Annotated in this window: 17 protein-coding genes; 9 read left to right on the forward strand and 8 right to left on the reverse strand. The window is 31.5% G+C overall.

Annotated features, from left to right (window positions below; translation table 11 throughout):
• Nucleotides 1–199: 199 nt before the first annotated feature.
• Nucleotides 200–1351: an acyltransferase family protein gene (locus tag IRZ78_RS00005; RefSeq protein ID WP_194614552.1), complete on the reverse strand. Its 1152-nt coding sequence runs from the start codon at nucleotides 1349–1351 to the stop codon at nucleotides 200–202.
• 101 nt (nucleotides 1352–1452) lie between these two features.
• Nucleotides 1453–2358: a LytTR family DNA-binding domain-containing protein gene (locus IRZ78_RS00010; protein ID WP_194614553.1), complete on the reverse strand. Its 906-nt coding sequence runs from the start codon at nucleotides 2356–2358 to the stop codon at nucleotides 1453–1455.
• Nucleotides 2359–2811: 453 nt separating this feature from the next.
• On the opposite strand from IRZ78_RS00010, the gene IRZ78_RS00015 reads away from it, so the two are divergent.
• The 4 genes from IRZ78_RS00015 to IRZ78_RS00030 all read left to right on the forward strand — a co-directional run bounded on the left by IRZ78_RS00015 (nucleotide 2812) and on the right by IRZ78_RS00030 (nucleotide 6215).
• A complete protein-coding gene (locus IRZ78_RS00015) occupies nucleotides 2812–3711 on the forward strand; it encodes a hypothetical protein (protein ID WP_194614554.1) in 900 nt (299 codons plus the stop codon).
• A gap of 486 nt (nucleotides 3712–4197) precedes the next feature.
• A complete protein-coding gene (locus IRZ78_RS00020; RefSeq protein WP_194614555.1) occupies nucleotides 4198–4779 on the forward strand; it encodes a Crp/Fnr family transcriptional regulator in 582 nt (193 codons plus the stop codon).
• Nucleotides 4780–4917: 138 nt separating this feature from the next.
• Nucleotides 4918–5757 carry an MBL fold metallo-hydrolase gene (locus tag IRZ78_RS00025; protein WP_194614556.1) on the forward strand — a complete coding sequence of 280 codons (840 nt, stop codon included), beginning with the start codon at nucleotides 4918–4920 and terminating at the stop codon, nucleotides 5755–5757.
• A 68-nt stretch (nucleotides 5758–5825) separates the two neighbouring features.
• Nucleotides 5826–6215 carry a nuclear transport factor 2 family protein gene (locus IRZ78_RS00030; RefSeq protein ID WP_194614557.1) on the forward strand — a complete coding sequence of 130 codons (390 nt, stop codon included), beginning with the start codon at nucleotides 5826–5828 and terminating at the stop codon, nucleotides 6213–6215.
• Nucleotides 6216–6246: 31 nt separating this feature from the next.
• Here IRZ78_RS00030 and IRZ78_RS00035 read toward each other — a convergent pair whose 3' ends face one another.
• Nucleotides 6247–6732, reverse strand: a complete 486-nt coding sequence (locus IRZ78_RS00035; protein WP_194614558.1) for a hypothetical protein — start codon at nucleotides 6730–6732, stop codon at nucleotides 6247–6249.
• A gap of 301 nt (nucleotides 6733–7033) precedes the next feature.
• Here IRZ78_RS00035 and IRZ78_RS00040 point away from each other — a divergent pair, with 301 nt between their 5' ends.
• The 3 genes from IRZ78_RS00040 to IRZ78_RS00050 all read left to right on the forward strand — a co-directional run bounded on the left by IRZ78_RS00040 (nucleotide 7034) and on the right by IRZ78_RS00050 (nucleotide 9181).
• Nucleotides 7034–7354, forward strand: coding sequence for a helix-turn-helix domain-containing protein (locus IRZ78_RS00040; protein WP_194614559.1), 321 nt, complete (start codon nucleotides 7034–7036; stop codon nucleotides 7352–7354).
• A 73-nt stretch (nucleotides 7355–7427) separates the two neighbouring features.
• Entirely contained in the window at nucleotides 7428–7955 is a 528-nt protein-coding gene (locus IRZ78_RS00045) for an NAD(P)H-dependent oxidoreductase (RefSeq protein ID WP_194614560.1), read from the forward strand.
• Nucleotides 7956–8101: 146 nt separating this feature from the next.
• Complete coding sequence (locus IRZ78_RS00050; RefSeq protein ID WP_194614561.1) at nucleotides 8102–9181, forward strand: two-component regulator propeller domain-containing protein; 1080 nt, start codon at nucleotides 8102–8104, stop codon at nucleotides 9179–9181.
• 120 nt (nucleotides 9182–9301) lie between these two features.
• Here IRZ78_RS00050 and IRZ78_RS00055 read toward each other — a convergent pair whose 3' ends face one another.
• The 3 genes from IRZ78_RS00055 to IRZ78_RS00065 form a co-directional block, all read right to left on the reverse strand.
• Nucleotides 9302–10438: a nuclear transport factor 2 family protein gene (locus IRZ78_RS00055; RefSeq protein WP_194614562.1), complete on the reverse strand. Its 1137-nt coding sequence runs from the start codon at nucleotides 10436–10438 to the stop codon at nucleotides 9302–9304.
• Nucleotides 10439–10483: 45 nt separating this feature from the next.
• Nucleotides 10484–10942: a nuclear transport factor 2 family protein gene (locus IRZ78_RS00060; protein ID WP_194614563.1), complete on the reverse strand. Its 459-nt coding sequence runs from the start codon at nucleotides 10940–10942 to the stop codon at nucleotides 10484–10486.
• A 103-nt stretch (nucleotides 10943–11045) separates the two neighbouring features.
• A complete protein-coding gene (locus IRZ78_RS00065; protein ID WP_194614564.1) occupies nucleotides 11046–12077 on the reverse strand; it encodes a helix-turn-helix domain-containing protein in 1032 nt (343 codons plus the stop codon).
• Nucleotides 12078–12398: 321 nt separating this feature from the next.
• Here IRZ78_RS00065 and lepB point away from each other — a divergent pair, with 321 nt between their 5' ends.
• Nucleotides 12399–14006, forward strand: coding sequence for a signal peptidase I (gene lepB / locus IRZ78_RS00070; RefSeq protein ID WP_194614565.1), 1608 nt, complete (start codon nucleotides 12399–12401; stop codon nucleotides 14004–14006).
• A 116-nt stretch (nucleotides 14007–14122) separates the two neighbouring features.
• Here the strand turns inward: lepB and IRZ78_RS00075 are convergent, their stop codons facing one another.
• Nucleotides 14123–14380 (reverse strand): hypothetical protein, encoded by a 258-nt coding sequence (locus tag IRZ78_RS00075; protein WP_194614566.1) that lies wholly within the window; start codon nucleotides 14378–14380, stop codon nucleotides 14123–14125.
• A gap of 578 nt (nucleotides 14381–14958) precedes the next feature.
• Between IRZ78_RS00075 and IRZ78_RS00080 the strand changes: the two genes are divergently transcribed.
• Nucleotides 14959–15834 (forward strand): cupin-like domain-containing protein, encoded by an 876-nt coding sequence (locus tag IRZ78_RS00080; protein ID WP_194614567.1) that lies wholly within the window; start codon nucleotides 14959–14961, stop codon nucleotides 15832–15834.
• Between the two features lie 78 nt (nucleotides 15835–15912).
• Here IRZ78_RS00080 and IRZ78_RS00085 read toward each other — a convergent pair whose 3' ends face one another.
• On the reverse strand, nucleotides 15913–17475 hold the full coding sequence (locus IRZ78_RS00085; RefSeq protein ID WP_194614568.1) for a serine hydrolase: 1563 nt from the start codon (nucleotides 17473–17475) through the stop codon (nucleotides 15913–15915).
• Nucleotides 17476–17511 lie beyond the last annotated feature (36 nt).

The raw sequence follows: 17511 nt of genomic DNA on the forward strand, positions 1-17511 counted from the left end.
ACAAAGACAAACAACGCCATTGGATTCCAATGGCGTTGTTTTTTATACTTCACAAATTGCTTGCCTTAATTTTTTTATGGATCAATCTCAAAATCTGAAGAGAAATTTTATATCTCGTTCGTCCGGAACTCTTTATAAAATCCCGAAGGAATGATTTATTGCAGCGAAAGATTTTAATCCCATCATTTAAAATAAAATACTAAATGATTTTCTTTATTCCTGGAATTAATAAAATAAGTGATCCAAGTACAAAACTACTTAGCACTATTAACGGAGCAATAGCTAGAAGTTTTATTGAAGGATCAATAGACCAGCTTCTTACCGCTAATGTAAGTACTACAATTACAAACGGATGAAAAATGTAAACAGCAAAACTACAGCGTGATACTTTAGTAAGTAGTTTTGAATAAATATTCCAGTTTATTTTTCCTTTAATTAATAATGCTGTTATTATCGATATACCGATCCATTGTTCCCAAACTGCATATAATAATGCCTGCCAATGAAGACCTCCGGAAAACCAAGAAGAGGGTGTGTTTAGCTTGAAACTAATGACAAAAAATAATGGAAAAAACAATAAACATAACATTGCCGATCTTTTCAGCTGTCTGCCTGTTTTTTCTGAAAGTTGATCGAACCAATTGTTTTTTGAAGCCAGTAATCCGATAATGAATAGTGCAATATATTGTGAAAAATGCCCAAGCTGAAATCCAACTGGTTCAAGAACCCATCCAACAGGAAATATAATTCTAACCAAGAAACTAATAATTCCTAATGCTAATGCAAATAATAATATGGCACGCGTGTTAGGTGCTGCCACAGGTTTGTCGAAGTTAATTTTGAATATTTTTTTTACTGCTGCATAAAGTAATGTAAAAAGCAAAAGTGCCGCCACAAACCATGTAACTCCTAAGTCAATCCAACTATCGTAACCGCTTAGATATTCAAAATAAGTGATATGATTTTTTGTAAAATAATAGACCAGATAACACATGAATGGTGTAAGGATAAAAGAATAGAATACTATAGGAATTCCTAATCTCGTTAATCGGTCTTTAATAAATTTTGAAGCTCCTTTTCTAGAATACGAAGAACCGGTAAAATAGGCTGCCAATAGAAAAAAATACCCCATAAAAAAAGACTGATTGATACTAACAAACATTGTCATAACAGCACGTGCACCTAAAAAGCTGCTTGGTTCATTATAATACCAGCCTCCCGAAGAACTGTAAGCAATTAAAGTGTGATGAAGTACCACTAAAATTGTCAGTAAAACTTTGATATTATCTATATATAATAATTTGTTTAAAGAGCCAGAATCTTCATTTGAAACAGCTGTTGCAGTTGGCATAATAAATAGGTTTTGCGTTATTTATGGCAAACGTACAACAAGAAAATACAGCCAGAGCAAGGGTTGTTACTAGCAACTAGCTTTTGTGATAAGCAACAAGCTTAGGCAATGTTTTTATTTTGAAGCTGCTGATAACAGCTATTAAAGTTATCGATTTGCTTTCTTGAAACAGGTATTTTTATGTCTGTTTCTTTAAATGATAATACATAACCCTGGGAGTTTCCAGCTACTTGTTTGATCTTATACATATTTACTAAATAGGTTCTGTGACATCTAAATAAGTGCGGGTAATCTGTTATTTGAGTTTCAAATTGAGTTAAAGAAATTCTTTTTACTTCTGAAGTCATTTGATGGCCATTCGATTTTGTTAACTCAATGTAATTACCATCTGCTTTTGCAAAGAGTAATTGGTCCATATCCAGTAAAAAATCATCTTGTTTTACCTGTGTGGTGATAAAAATATTAGATTTTAAAACTGTTTTTTCGGGTTTAACTGTCAGCGGGGTAAATTGCAGAACAAATGGCGATCCTTTTTTTGACTCAAAATAGAAAGTTGATAATCGTAGAAAAAAATAGAAAAATATACCCGCAACAAAACAATTTCTGATTTCTTCAAAGAAATAATTCCATGACCAGTTGTTTGGATTGTTATAAAGTAAATCTCGCATCAAGAAACTTGCTGTACCAATTAAAACTAATAGCGCTCCAATTTGAATGAATTCTTCAAGTAAAGTCCATTTAGTTTGATTCTTCGTTTTTCTGAAATAATTCAATACTCCAAAATAAACAAATAAAATTATTGCCGGAGCTAAAGCATGTAAAAAACAAATAAAGAAATAATGCATTTTCAGTTCCGGATCATAAACTCCAAATGGTTTAAACATTAAAAGAAAAAGTAGAATGATAAGAAATACAACAATAGAGCTTTTGATAAGATTTTCAAACTTATATCGTTGAGGATATTCAATTTCATTCCTCAAATGTTCTGTATTGATGTAGAATCGCATATTAAAAATTTATTTTGGGAATAAAAATACAAAAAATAGAAAGCGTATAGCTTTTGGAACTATTTAGATTTGATAATATCTAAAAAAAGCAAAACACTTTGAAAAGTACTTTTATTTTTTTTTGACTTAAATGGAATATTAACTTTGAATAAAACTATTTTAAGTTATCAAAAAATGTCAAAACTGAGATCAGGTGTTCGATTATATTCCCTGACAGTCCACAGAAAGACAAACAACGCCATTGGATTCCAATGGCGTTGTTTTTGTTAATATACTTTACAATTTGCTTAGCTTAATTTTTCATCCTCTCTAAAATAAATTTCACTTTATCAAAAGACATCAATCGTAGTATTATGTTTTTCTGTATTATTGTAAAAAACTTGTACATTATTAAGTAACGCATATACATAAGTTAGCAAAAATTTTGAACTAAAATTACACGAAAAAAATACTATGAATATTCCAGAAAATATTACTGAATTTTTATATTGGATAAAAGAAAGAACAGAATTATTTTGGAGTATTGATCCAAAAACTTCATCAAATGATTTTGTTTGTGAAGATTGGATTTATGGTGCAAAATGGATTGGACTTTCTAAAGATGAAATTGATGAAATAGAAATTAAATATTCTGTTGAATTCACATTTGAATATCGGGAATTTTTGAAGGTTTTACATACAATTGATAGGAAAGAAAAAATTGAATATTCCGAAACATTTGATGAAAATTCAAAGACTATGGTTGAAGAAAGACCATTTTTTTATAATTGGTTAAATGATGAAAAGGAAATTAGAGAAATTATAAAATGGTCATTCGAAACAATATATCAAGATGTTATTGGGACAAATAGCGTTTGGCTAAAATCTTGGGGAAAAAGACCAAAATCTGAAATAGAAATAAAAAACATTTTTACAAGTTGGCATCAAAAAACTCCTAAATTAATCCCAATTCGAGGGAATAGATTTGTAATTAGTGAGCCTAATTTACAATTTAATCCAGTCTTGTCAATTTGGGGTTCTGATATTATTGTCTATGGGTGGAATTTAAGAAGTTACTTGCTAAACGAACTTCAAGAGGATTTAGATATTCAAGAAAATATTTACGATGAAGAAGATAAATGTTATTATCCTGAGTTAATTAATGAAGTGCAAACAATTTTTGATGAAGATTATAAGTTTGACAAAAATAAAGATATTCCATATTGGAAGGAATTAATATTAATTTGGAATTCAGGCTGGTCAAGTTTTGGTTTAAAATACCCTGGACAAGAAGATAATAATGCATATCGAATAATGAAAACTTATGTTCCAGATGGTGAGGAAAATGAACAAAAAATATTTAACAGCTTTTAAATAGATTTTTGCCTACAGCCTCTAACCGTAATCGCAGAGATTTAATTGATGCTTCATTTTAACCGATAAATTCTCTATTAGCAGATAACTCAGTACTCTATGATCGGTAATCTGTAAGTTAGAAGCAAAATGTTAACATCCTCCTTATCTTATTAATACTTCATTTTATATTTTCAAAAAATGTCAATACAGGTATTAAGTGTTCGACTGTGATCCCTGACAGCCCACAAAATTCCAAAAACTCCAAAGTCATTTGATTTTGGAGTTTTTTTATTTTTATACTTTCATGAATTTTATTATTTAAATCTTAATTTAGTGAAAGCAAAAATCATAGTTCTTTAAGAATAACAAAGCAGCCCTGTACTTGAATAAGAGCTACCAGTCCATCTATACAATATATTGTCAGTCACTGCCGTACTGCCGATGATATTTCGTAATTTCGTTATGGAAATATTCCACAGCCAAATGAAGAAAAAACCAATAAAAATGAAAGAGCTTCTAAAAGAAAATATCTTGAAACACATTTCACTTTCTCAAGATGAAATAGAAGCATTTGTAGATTTATTTGCAAAAAAAGAAATCGGGAAAAGGGAGTTTCTCTTGCGAGAAGGAGATGTGTGCAAATTTGAAGCTTTCGTTGTCAAAGGACTGTTTCGTGTTTATCATATTGATCAAAATGGTTTTGAGCAGATATTATATTTTGCTGTTGAAAATTGGTGGATAACGGATATTGATAGTTTTTGCAATGAAACACCATCGCAGCTTTTTATTGAATCACTTGAAGACAGTGAAATACTTTTAATAGCAAAAAAGGAAAAAGAATATGCTTACGCGAATTTGCCGCAAATAGAAAAACTTTTTAGGATCATGACTCAAAAGACGCATGTCGCTTTACAGAGAAGAATGATTGACAATTTAAGTAAAACAGCAGATCAGCGTTATATCGAATTCTCTACAAAATATCCAAAACTTATACAACGACTGTCTAATATTCAAGTAGCTGCTTATCTCGGAATTACAAATGTATTTTTGAGTAATATTCGAAAAAAAATTGCGCTTAAAAAATAGAAATCCTCTTATTTATTAAACTAGTTTAATGTTTCGAGACAGCATTGTGTTTCATCTTTGCAGTGTTAATTTAAAATCTAACCAAAAATGAAACACATTTTATCAAAACTAATTTTAACAATTTTAATTTTATCTAACATGGAATCACAAGCACAAAATTTCAAAACCATTGAAGCCAATAATTTAAAACTTGAAGTATTTAATGCATCAGAAAATAGTTTTGGTGTAGCCTCTGTAATAGTATCAGGAAAAACAGATGCCGTTTTGATCGATGCACAGTTTACGCTGGAAGACGCTGAAAAAGTAGCCGGAAAAATTAAAAAATCAGGCAAAAAACTAACCACTATTTATATTTCACATACAGATCCAGATTTCTATTTTGGATTGGAAGTATTCAAAAAATATTTCCCTGAAGTTACGGCTTATGCTTCGCCTGCAACAGTCGAGTCTATTAAAGCCACCGCACAGAAAAAATTAGACGTTTGGGGAGAACGATTGGGAAAAGCCATTACTTCTAATATTGTTTTACCTCAGGTTTTAAAAGGAAACTCTATTGATCTGGAAGGAAAAAAACTAGAAATTATAGGTCTGGAAGAATTTCCTTCAAAAACATTTGTCTGGATACCATCAATAAAAGCAGTTGTTGGCGGTATCAATGTTTTCGGAACAACCTTTAATCTTTGGATGGCAGATGCACAAACAGCAGATGCCCGTAAACAATGGATCAATGTCCTGGATAAAATTGAGGCATTACATCCGGAAATTGTAATTCCTGCTCACGCTAATTCTCAAAGTCCGTTTGATATTTTGGCTGTAAAACATACAAAAAGCTATATCCAGTTTTATGAAGAGGCTTTAAAAACGAACAAAACTTCGGAAGATTTAATTAAAACTATTAAAGCAAAATATCCAACACTTACTTTTGAAACTGCCTTACAGATTGGTGCCAAAGTGAATACGGGAGAAATGAAATGGTAAAATTAAAAGTCATATTCAGCCTGACAATACTTATTATATTGTCAGGCTGTTCTTTAAACAAAAATAACATGACAAATCTAGAAATTGTAAAAAGCACATACGAAGGAAAGACTTCTGAAGAAAACGGAAAAAATTTAGCTAAATATATAGTAGATAATATTTCCTGGACAGAAGCGAAAGGTTTTCCTTATGCAGGAACTTATATTGGTTTGGAAAATATAACTAAAAATGTTTTTAGCAGGCTGGGAAGTGAATGGATTGATTACAAATTTACTCCGGAAGATTACGTCGCAAGTGATGATAAAGTTGTTGCTTTTGGCACCTATACAGGCACATACAAAATAACAGGCAAATCATTTAAAGCCAGAGTAGCTCATATTTGGAAACTAAAACAGGGTAAAATTCTAAGCTTTGAGCAATTTGTAGACAGCCAGCCTGTTAATGATGCGATGAAATAGAACCATCGCTTTTCATAAAAATTCACATTTACTAATTAGCAATTTTCTTTAAATAAAATTTTGCAATGTTTTTAGAACCTTTGCTTCTTCGCACAATTTTACCTGTTTGGATATTGTATACCAAAAGCTTATTATATTTTATTTTAAATTTTAAATGATAAGGAATTCCATCCTCAAATTTTAAATCATACAAATGCATATTTTGAAACTGGTTTGTATCAATTGGTTTTTCCAGTAATTCTCCCATTGACAAGGTATCAAGGGCATAATCATATTTTAGCTTGTCAAACTCTATATAGGCAATGTTATTTCTTGAGATTTTAAATTTTCCCTTTAATTCTTCATTCATCAAATCTCCAGCTTTATTAAATTTTACCGTACTGTTGGTATTAAATTTTATTTGGGTCACAAAAAAACCAAGCTGTGCAAAATTCGATCTATATGTTCCGCAAAAATTTCTGTTTGAGTTACATGAAACAAATAAAAGTAATAGGAGTAAGAAAAATATTTTTTTCATTTAATATGTTTTGCAGTTTTGCCTGATAAATTTCCCTAGTTCGTTTACATCAGCATCAAAACAACTTTTAACAAGCCTTTGAACTATAAGATGTTTTTTGAAACCAATATAAGAAATATTTTTACTATAAAATAGCTGCCTTTTTAGATAAACAGAATCATTATCCTATCATTGAAAAATGCAGGTCAAACCACGTAAATTTATTGTATTTTTTGTTTTTAATCGTATTTTCGTTTAATTAAAATACTCATAAAAAACTAATTGAGCTAAAATTAAAGAACAGTATCTATTCTCTAAAAAAATGTACGAACGCAAAACATTATTAAAAAATGATTGTTCTATTGAGAAAACATTGAATGTGATTTCTGGTAAATGGAAACCTGCCATATTATCTGAACTCTTGAAAACAAATATAAGATTAAGGGATATTCAAAAAGAGCTGCCCGAAGCTTCAAAAAGAGCATTAACACAACAGTTGCGTGAAATGATCGAAGACGGATTAATTCAAAAAGAGGATTTTAATCAATTCCCAAAAAAAACAGAATACGCAATTACACCTTTAGGCATTCAACTTTCCTCTGTTTTTAAGGAACTGTCAAAATTTGGAGATCAATTAAAATAGAGCAAAATTCACCCCTTATTTGATAACTGAATTAAACAAAATAGATTTGCCCTTGTAATTAAATACCATAAAAATGAATTTAAAAGGAGTAATAATACAAGGCAGTTCACGAAGTAATGGAAACACAAGTAAAATCGTTTCTTTTATTCAAAATGAAACTAGTTTTGACATCATAGACTTGCAATCAAAACAAATTGGCGGATTCGATTATAATTTTAAAAACAGAGATGATGATTTTCTTTCTGTAATGCAGGAAATAGTAGATAACTATGATACGATAATTTTTGCAACCCCAGTATATTGGTATTCTATGAGCGGAATAATGAAAAATTTCTTTGACCGAATAACTGATTGTTTAAAAATTGAAAAAGAAATTGGAAGACAATTAAGAGGAAAAGCAATGGGAATGGTAAGTTGCGGTTCTGATGCACAGCTAAAAAAAGGATTCGAAATGCCTTTTGTGGAAAGTGCTAATTATTTAGGCATGTCTTATATTGGCAATATACATACTTGGATTGAAGATGAGATAATAACAGAAGCTCTTAAAACAGATATTTATTCTTTTATCGGGAAAATAACGATGGTAAGTAAACAAATCTAATTTATGAAAATTTCAGTTCACAATATCAAATCTTAATACAAGATTTCAACTTATACTGATAACTAATTTTATTTTATCACAATCCCTTGATCTCAACCTTTAGGCTTAGTTTAAGTTCTCAAAAAACGTTAAAACACTTTTTTAATATGAAAGTAAAATTAGATTACCAATACGTATTGATCCTTTGCTACACATTTCTTATTGCTATAACAATCTCTTGTAATAATCAAAACCAATCCAATCAGGCTAAAAATAAAAGTGAAGTTGGCGCTTTAAGATTGAAATATACCTCCGGAATACATTCAATTTTAGAAGATAGTAAAGGGAATATTTGGTTTGGGAGTTACAACGAAGGAGTTTGTTTGCTTCATAATGGCAAGTTCCAATATTTTACAACAGAAAACGGATTAAGCCACAATCAGGTAAGGAATATTTATGAAGATAAAAATGGCGTAATTTGGTTTGAATGTGGAAAAGGTTTAAGTACTTACGACGGGCAGAAAATCTCTAAATACACAGAAAGAAATTATAATTCTAAAAACGATTGGAAACTAACTGACAATGATCTTTGGTTTAAAGGCAATGAAATAGAGGCTTACAACAAAGTCGAAAGGAATCCGGGCGTATATCAGTACGACGGAAAAGAACTTTCTTATCGCGAATTGCCTCTTAAAACAAAACCGGGACAGAAAAATCACTATTCAATTTCAACAGGTTTTGTAAGAAGTAAAAACGGAACGCTTTGGTTTGGTACTTATGGCGCTGTGATTGGTTATAATTGCTCAGGTTTTAAAATAATAAATGATGCCCTTTTGGGGTTAAATGATCAGACAGGACATCTGCATGCCCGCAGCATAATGGAAGACAGCAAAGGTAATCTCTGGATTGCCAATAATGGCATTGGTGTTTTAAAATATGACGGGAAAAAAGTGATTAACTTCACAAAACAGCAAAAACTAAAAAAAGAGGACACCAAAGGTAATTCGCTTGAGAAAGTTTTTTCTATTGGAGAGGATAAATTAGGAAATGTCTGGTTTGGGACCGTAGGATCGGGTGTATGGAGATATGATGGTAAATCTGTGCAAAATTTCGGTAAAGAAAATGGAGTAGAAAGTAACCATATTTGGGTTATATATAAAAGCAAAAAAGGAGAATTGTGGATTGGAGGAGCAAGTCCGAGTGGTGTGTATCGATTCAATGGCATTTCTTTTGAAAGAATTTATTAGAAAGGCCGCAAAACACAAAACATAGGCAATTATTCGATTGTTATGACTTAAAGTTCATATCAAAAAACTCCTTAAAAAAATTAAGGAGCTTTGTTATTCTCGTTTTTACTTTCTAATACATTATGTCTTTTCTGTTTTTGGCAATTCTCTCCAGGAATAGCTTTTATGTACTATTTTCCAGTTGCCCTTATATTTAAGTATTAAAAAATAATCCGTAAAAGTACGCTGATTGGGTATTACGATTTCTGCTTTTGCTATTGCAGTATCTTTCTCAATATCAATAGAAACAATGCTTCCTATTCTGTTCGTCTTTTCTCCGGTTTTTATATTAGAGATATATTGCTCTCCGGAACGTATCCATAAAGTATCTTTTGCAACTGTATATAAACTAAAATTAGGATCAAAAGCCTTGCGCAATCTTTCGGGTTGTCCGTTTGCCGTGCCTTCAATGTAGTCGAGTAATATTTCTGTAATTTGTTCTAAATCACTTAATGCAAAAGTATTAGTGCTTTTAGAATTAGACTTTAAAATTTTAATCACCTCATTTGCTACGTTAGCACCCGAACTGGGATCCTGCCCGGTTACAAACCTTCCGTCAACAATATAAAACGCATCTCCGCCTTTATCAGAATATACAAATTTCCCCTCATTATGTGTAATTTCTTTGTCTATAGAGAACGGAAATGCTTTATAATATTCGGCATCTTTATTTTCGAAAAGATCGGGGTATCCAGTAATTTTTTTTCCCGCATAAAGCGATTTTTTGTTCTCGTCTTTTAAATTGATAATTCCGGCAGTTCCGTGGCAAATCGTGGCAATAATCCCATTTTTGCCGTAAATACTTTTTGCAATTTTTTGAATCGCAAGATCTTCTGCAACACCAAACATTGCAGCACCGCCGCCGCTATAAAAAATTGCAGAATAATCGTCGACCTTAATTTCAGTGGGGTTCTTAGTACGCTCTAATTTATCCATAAACCAACCATCGTATAAATATTTTTTTTGCAAATTATTTGATGTATTAATATAACCAATAGAAATAGCTCCACCTTTTGGACTGATAAAATCAACTGTATATCCGGCTTTTATAAACAGATCATAAGGAACGATAATTTCTTCAAAGTGATTTGCGGTCGGAATTTTAGTATTTCCATAAAAATCCTGATTCGAAGTTACAAACAAGATCTTGTTTTGTGCATTTGTAGGTATAGGCTGTAAACCTGCAAGAACAAGTAATACGATTATTATTTTATTCATTTACTGAAAAATTATAAGGTTTTGAATTTTAAAAACAGGAAGGTATTATTTCGCTTTAGCTGCTGCTACTTCTACTGTTTTATGGGGTGTTCGGGCCGAGATTTTATCTACAATTAGCCAACCTTGATTTGTTTTGATGAAATGAAAATAATCTACAAACAACAGTGTTGCCGTACTGATTTCTACTTTTGCAACAGCCACATTATTTGTTATATCGACAAATACAGTTCGGGCCGACCAATTTTTGGGTCTGTCGTGTTTTTGGAAGCCTGTAATATATTTCGATTTAGTTACAACATTCACTTTGTCATCAGCAAAATATTTCAATTGCCAGGTATCATGAAATGACAAACCTACTTTAACAGAATCTCCCGTAGCTTGTCCTTCTAAATACAAATTGATTGTTTTTTCAATCAAAGCCAGATCGTTTGTAGTATCGCTTACCTGTGCACTAGCATGAAGAGACAAAACAATAACGGAAATAAACAAAAACACTTTTCTCATTTTTAAAATTTTAAGTTATTAATAATGAGAGCAAATTTCCAGTATAGGAATGTTTTAAAGGTCTTACTTTATAAATTAGAACTCTGATTTTATAATATCAAACTCATTTTAAGTACGATTTTTGATATTCGGCGGGGGTTAGGCCGGTTGTTTTTTTAAAGGCGGTAAAGAAAGCAGATTTTGAATTAAAACCACTATCGTAACCTAAATTTTCAATCGTATAATTCGTTTCGGTTTCTAATAACTTTTTTGCTTTTTCGATTCTGTATTCCTTAATAAGGCTTGAGAAGGATCTACCCAATACTTCATTGACATATTGAGACAGGATATGCTTTGTTACTTTTAGTTCTTTTGCCGCTTCGTCAAGGCTAAAATTGGGATTAAGAAATAGTTCTTTTTCAATTATTACCGATAGTTTCTGATCGATCAGATCCAAAGTTTCCTTGTCAATTTCTTTGTTCTTGTATTTCTCTTTTTCATTAAAAAAAGTGGACTCGCTATTTGTTTTAAAAATTAAAAGCAGGACAATCAAATACAAAATAAACGTAAAGGATAAAGCTCCAACAATATAAGAAGTATACGCTGCCATACTGTAAGCCAGCCATATAAATGCAACACCAAAATAAATACTAAGAAACCAAACATCTATTCTTTTTAGGCTTTCTTTTTCCTTGATTTTCGTAAAAATGGGACGAAGATATTTGAATGACAAAACAATGTAAATGAACCATTGCAAATAGATAGCACATACAATCCAATTACTCCAAATGGCGCGATGCTCGACATATGGATAAAAAATTCCTAAGATGGTTATTGCTGCCAAATACGATATAACATGTTTTTTCCAATTGATTTTTTCGTCTTTTTTATATGATTTTAGATATAAAAAAAGAAACGGGCCAATTAGAACGCAGGCCGAAAGTCCAATTTGAATAAAAATATTAGACAAGTGCGGATTAAAAAAGAAAAATACAGATTTAACAATTCTGATACTTAAAACGAGTAGGAGTAAGGATAAAAAATAGTTGGTAAAGTTTTTCTTTTTAGCATTTATAGCAAAATAGATCGAAAGTATAAAACCATTAAACACTCCTAAAGCACTAAAAAAGAAAAGCAACTGGTTGGACTCTATCATTATTTTGTTTAATTAATTTCCTTCTGATCTAATTGTAATCCGGATATTCTTCAGGCGAATATAAGAAATATTTCGGCTACGATTTCTTAACTTTTTCTGATTGAATTTGAAATATTGGTTCAGTATTATTCAATTGAAATATGCTTAGAAAAGAAAGTTCAGACTGCTTTTTTAAACATCTCATTAAATAAGACACTTTTAGCAAACTGAATAACCGCTAAAACTTTATTTATCTTTTTATTGCATGATTGTGTAACAAATTAAGCAAAAGACTACCTATATCATATCAGTAAAAGAAAAATAATTAATAAAATTCAAAGTATGAATTTATCACAATGGCTCGTTTTTATTTTAATCATGCAGATTATTCATGGATTATCTACCTGGAAATTATATGCAAAAGCAGGGAGAAAGCCTTTAGAATCATTTATACCCATTTACAATTTAGTGATTTTAATGAAAATTATAAATCGTCCTCGCTGGTGGGTTTTCCTTCTGTTTGTTCCTATTATAAATTTATTAATGATCCCTGTAGTCTGGATAGAAACTATTAAGAGTTTCGGAAAAAGCTCAACACTGGATATTGTTCTGGTTTTATTAACCTTCGGATTCTATATTACTTATTTAAATTATACTTCTGAAAAACTAACTTATATTGAGAATAGGGATTTACAGCCCAAAACGAATACAGAAGATACCATTGGTTCTCTTTTATTTGCCATAATTGTAGCCACTCTAGTTCACACTTACATTATACAGCCCTTTACAATTCCGTCTTCATCATTAGAAAAAACATTGTATACCGGAGATTTTTTGTTTGTTAGTAAAATTAATTTTGGCGCAAGAACTCCTATGACCACAGTGGCATTGCCTATGGTGCATGATTCTATTCCGCTTACAGGCATGAAATCCTATTTGTTTAATGATGATGTTGCAAAAAAAGAAACGTCATTACTGAACAAGTTTCAATTACCGTATTTTAGGTTTCCTTCATTAGAAAAAATTAAACGCAATGAAATTGTAGTTTTCAATCAGCCTGCCGATACGCTGCGAGATATGGACAACTTTAATCCGGATCGAACTTACTACAAGCCAATTGATAAAAAGACAAACTTAGTAAAGCGATGTGTTGGGATGCCCGGTGATTCTCTGGAAATTCGTGACGGAAATATCTACATCAATGGCAAAATAGATAAGCTGCCGGAAAGTGCAAAAGCGCAATATAATTTTCTAGTAGATACAAAAGGACAGCCTATTAGCCAGGACGCTCTTGTACACAGATATGGCGCCAGAGAAGGTATGAAATATGAAAATGGAGATTTCGCACTTACAAACACAGGAGAATATTTCCTGACCTTAACTGATAAGGAAGCGGCTTCAATAGCCAATAATCCGGTTGTAAAAGGAGTTAAAAAATATTTATCGCCAAAAGGAGAGGATGGAGGTGTGTTTCCTCATATTCCTTCTTTGGGTTGGAACATAGACAATTTTGGTCCTATTTATATTCCTCAAAAAGGGAAAACCATACAATTGAACCTAAAAACACTTCCTTTTTACAAAAGAATTATTCAGGAATATGAAAAAAACACACTGAAAGTCAATGGAAATGAAATTCTTATAAACGGTATAGCAAGTACAACCTACACTTTCAAACAAGATTATTACTGGATGATGGGAGATAATCGTCAGAACTCTTTAGATGCCAGATTCTGGGGATATGTTCCTTTTGATCACGTAATAGGTAAACCGGTATTTATTTGGTTTAGCTGGGATAAAGATGGTAAAGGCCTTAATAAAGTAAGATGGAATCGTGTTTTTTCTGTAGTAAACGGCGACGGCGAACCTAAGTCTTATTTAATACATTTTCTAGCACTAATTGCTCTTTATATTATAGGGAGTAAAATAATAAAGAAAAGGCATAAAGCATAACATGAATAGAATAATCTTTTCAGATTTTGAAAGACAAGTGGAAAAGAAGCATAAATTTTAAAACTCCAAAGACATTACGATTTTGGAGTTTTTTATTGGTATCATCTCAGAAAATTTTACAGATTTCTGGATTTGATTTCTTTGTTCAATAAACTTAAATTGATCAAAATAGGAACAAAAGTTATAGGTAATGTAAAAATTGGGATAAATGTTGCGATCGAAACGCTTTTAAAGCCTTTTACATTAAAAATATAGACTACAATAGCAATGGCTAATATAAAAATTACGGCAAAGCCAATCGAAACCCCCTTAAATAAATCTCTCTTTTTTATCAATTTTTCGTTTGTTAGTTCTTCGTAAGTATTTTTCTTCATAGTTTAGTTTGGTTAATTTATAATGGAAATTTTGTTTGGTCTTTTTAGTGGTTTTTGATTTAAACTTTTACTAATCCGTTTATAACAGCCGTTACTTCAGCATATTCAACTTAGATTGGTGTTATAAATAGATTTCTTTGTGGCTAATATAATATTTTTTTCAAGACTATTTTAGTAACTTTTTTGAATTTGAAACAGGAAATTTTACTTACTTATTTCATTTAATTTTTTTGTTTAAAACCTATACAAAAGTTCATCGCACAGTTTTGTAAAAAACTATTTATCTACACGGTTTTTTTTAAGCAAATACAATAAAAGAGCAATATTTATTCAAAAATATTGTTTTATAAAGATCTCAATGTTTGATAATTTTTGCAGGTTATTAGTAGAAAAATTGACCGAAATAAAATGCCTTATATCGAAAGAAAAATGTGGGTACTGTTTTAATGGAGAATGTTTATCTTTACTATGAAAAGTCCTATAATAAAATTCACGATATTCATTATCAGCTTATACCTAATAATTAATTTATAGAACTTATTTATTGTATCAACATATAATTTTAAAACCTATCGCACATGGCATTTGATCATTATATACAGATAGAAAGGGTTGAAAAACTTACCAAAAAAGAATTCATAGAAAATTATTACAAGCCACAAAAGCCCGTTATAATTACAAAACAAATAGAAGACTGGCCCGCTTTTACCAAATGGAATCTGGAATTTATCAGAGAAGTTGCCGGAGATAAAACCGTGCCTTTATACGATAGCCGTAAAACCGATTACACCAAAAAAGTGAATGAACCGGATTTTGAAATGACGATGTCTGAATACATTGATATTCTGGAAAAAGGTCCAACAGATCTGCGTATCTTTTTATACAATCTCATGAAAGATGTTCCGTCTATGAAGTCCGATATGCAGTGGCCACGCTTGGGAATAAGGTTACTTAAGAGCATGCCGCTTGTGTTTTTTGGCGGTCAGGATGCCAAGGTATTCATGCATTATGATATTGATTTCCCTAATATTTTTCATGTGCATTTCGATGGTCAAAAACAATGCGTTCTGGTAGATCCCAAAGAGACAAAATATATGTACCGACTGCCATATTCATGGTTATGCAATGAGGATATTGATTTTGATAATCCTGATTTTGAACGTTTTCCCGCACTTAGAAAAGTTACACCTTATATCGCTAATCTTAATCATGGTGAAATGCTCTATATGCCGGAAGGTTGGTGGCATTACATGAAGTACCTTACGCCTGGTTTTTCGCTTAGTTTAAGATCCCTGGCGGGAAGACCATCCAATTTATGGAAAGGCTTTGCTAACGTCGCCATTATTAGATATTACGATAACTGGATGCGAAAAAGAAAAGGTCAGGAATGGCTGGATTATAAAGATGCGGAATCTATCCGCAGGACAAATGCAGAATTAGAAGCTGCAGAATAACAAGTGAAAGCTTTGGAATATAAATAACCACAAAAAAACTCCATTATTTCTAATGGAGTTTTTTTGTTTAAAAAGCTTTTATTTTTCTACTCTTTTAAAGTTTAAATCCTGAAAGTCAAAACTAAAATCAATATTTGGAGAGATTCCTTTCATCTTAAGAGATTGGGCTTTACCTTTTTCATCAGGTGAAAACGTTGCAAAAGCATCACAATTCATCGCTTGGTATTCCCATTTTACAGCGAATGTATTGGCATCATAAAAAGCGAGAGGGCCGTTTAATTTTGGCGAACGCAGACATTTGATCCACAATTGCTTGCCTTTTAGAAATACTTCTGCTTTTCCAAACCAGCTATCTTCATAAATACCAATAAAATCTTCATTTTTTACTTTGGTGTTTTTTACCGAAACTACCTTTTTCCATGCATTTATAGTTACATCATCACTTGTATTTTTATCCTGATTCATCCATTCTGCCATTTTATCTGTCCAGCCAAAATCATCCAAACCTAAATAACTATCTGCAACGGTATTTGATACCGCCATAAAAAGACCGGCACCACCATCTTGCGTATTGGTTAAAACAACAATTCCTAAGTTCAAATCAGGAAACATGGTTACTATAGACAACATTCCCGGCAAACCGCCCGTGTGTTCTATTTTAAGATTTCCTTTCGCATCTGATATTCCCCATCCTAAACCATAACCATTAAAATGAGAATTGTATCTGGGATTAGGATCTGCAGACATAACTGTATGTATGCGCCACATTTCGTCATGGTTTTTTAAAGAGAACAACGACGATTTCAAATCCTCGCCGTATTTACCTTTGTTTAAGCGTGTAATCATCCATTTTGACATATCAGCAACATTTGAGTAAATACCTCCTGCAGCACTTGCCGTTGCTATGTTGTAAAAATCGATAGTTTTAATCGTTCCGGATGTTGAAGAATGAGGAACAGCAAGATTGCTTTTATCTTTTAATAAACTTCCGGCAAAAGTACGATTCATCTGTAAAGGTGTAATAATTCTTTGTTGTACAAATTGGTCATAACTCATACCACTAACTTTTGCAATTACCTCACCTGCAACTATATACAATAAATTATCATAATCAAATTGAGTTCTGAAAGCTGAAACAGGTTTAAAATACTGAAAACTAGTCATTACATCTTTTGCAGTAAAGTCAGATCCGTCAGGAAAAAACATCAAATCACCAACACCTAATCCAAGTCCGCTGCGATGCGTTAATAAATCCTGTATGTTAAAGTTCTCTGTTACATAATCATTATACATTTTAAATTCCGGAAGGTAATCTTTTACTTTATCCGTCCATTTCAATTTACCTTCATCTTCTAAAATAGAAAGCGCAGCGGTTGTAAAAGCTTTAGTATTAGAGGCTATCTGAAAATTAGTGTATTCGTCTACAGGCTTTTTTGTTTCGATAGAACTAACGCCATATCCTTTGGAGTGTATTATTTTTCCATCTTTAACAATAGCAATTGATGCTCCTGCCACTTTAAACTTTTGTAAAGCATTTTGCATGACCGAATCAATTTTTGCAGATGATAATTGAGCAAATGCCGTTGTTGAAGCCAAACAAACAAAGAGTACCGAAGCGAAACAAGTTCTCACTTTTTTCATATTAATTTTATTTTTGGTGGGTTAATAGCGTTATTC

The sequence above is a fragment of the Flavobacterium sp. CSZ genome (genome assembly GCF_015350725.1).
GTDB lineage: Bacteria > Bacteroidota > Bacteroidia > Flavobacteriales > Flavobacteriaceae > Flavobacterium.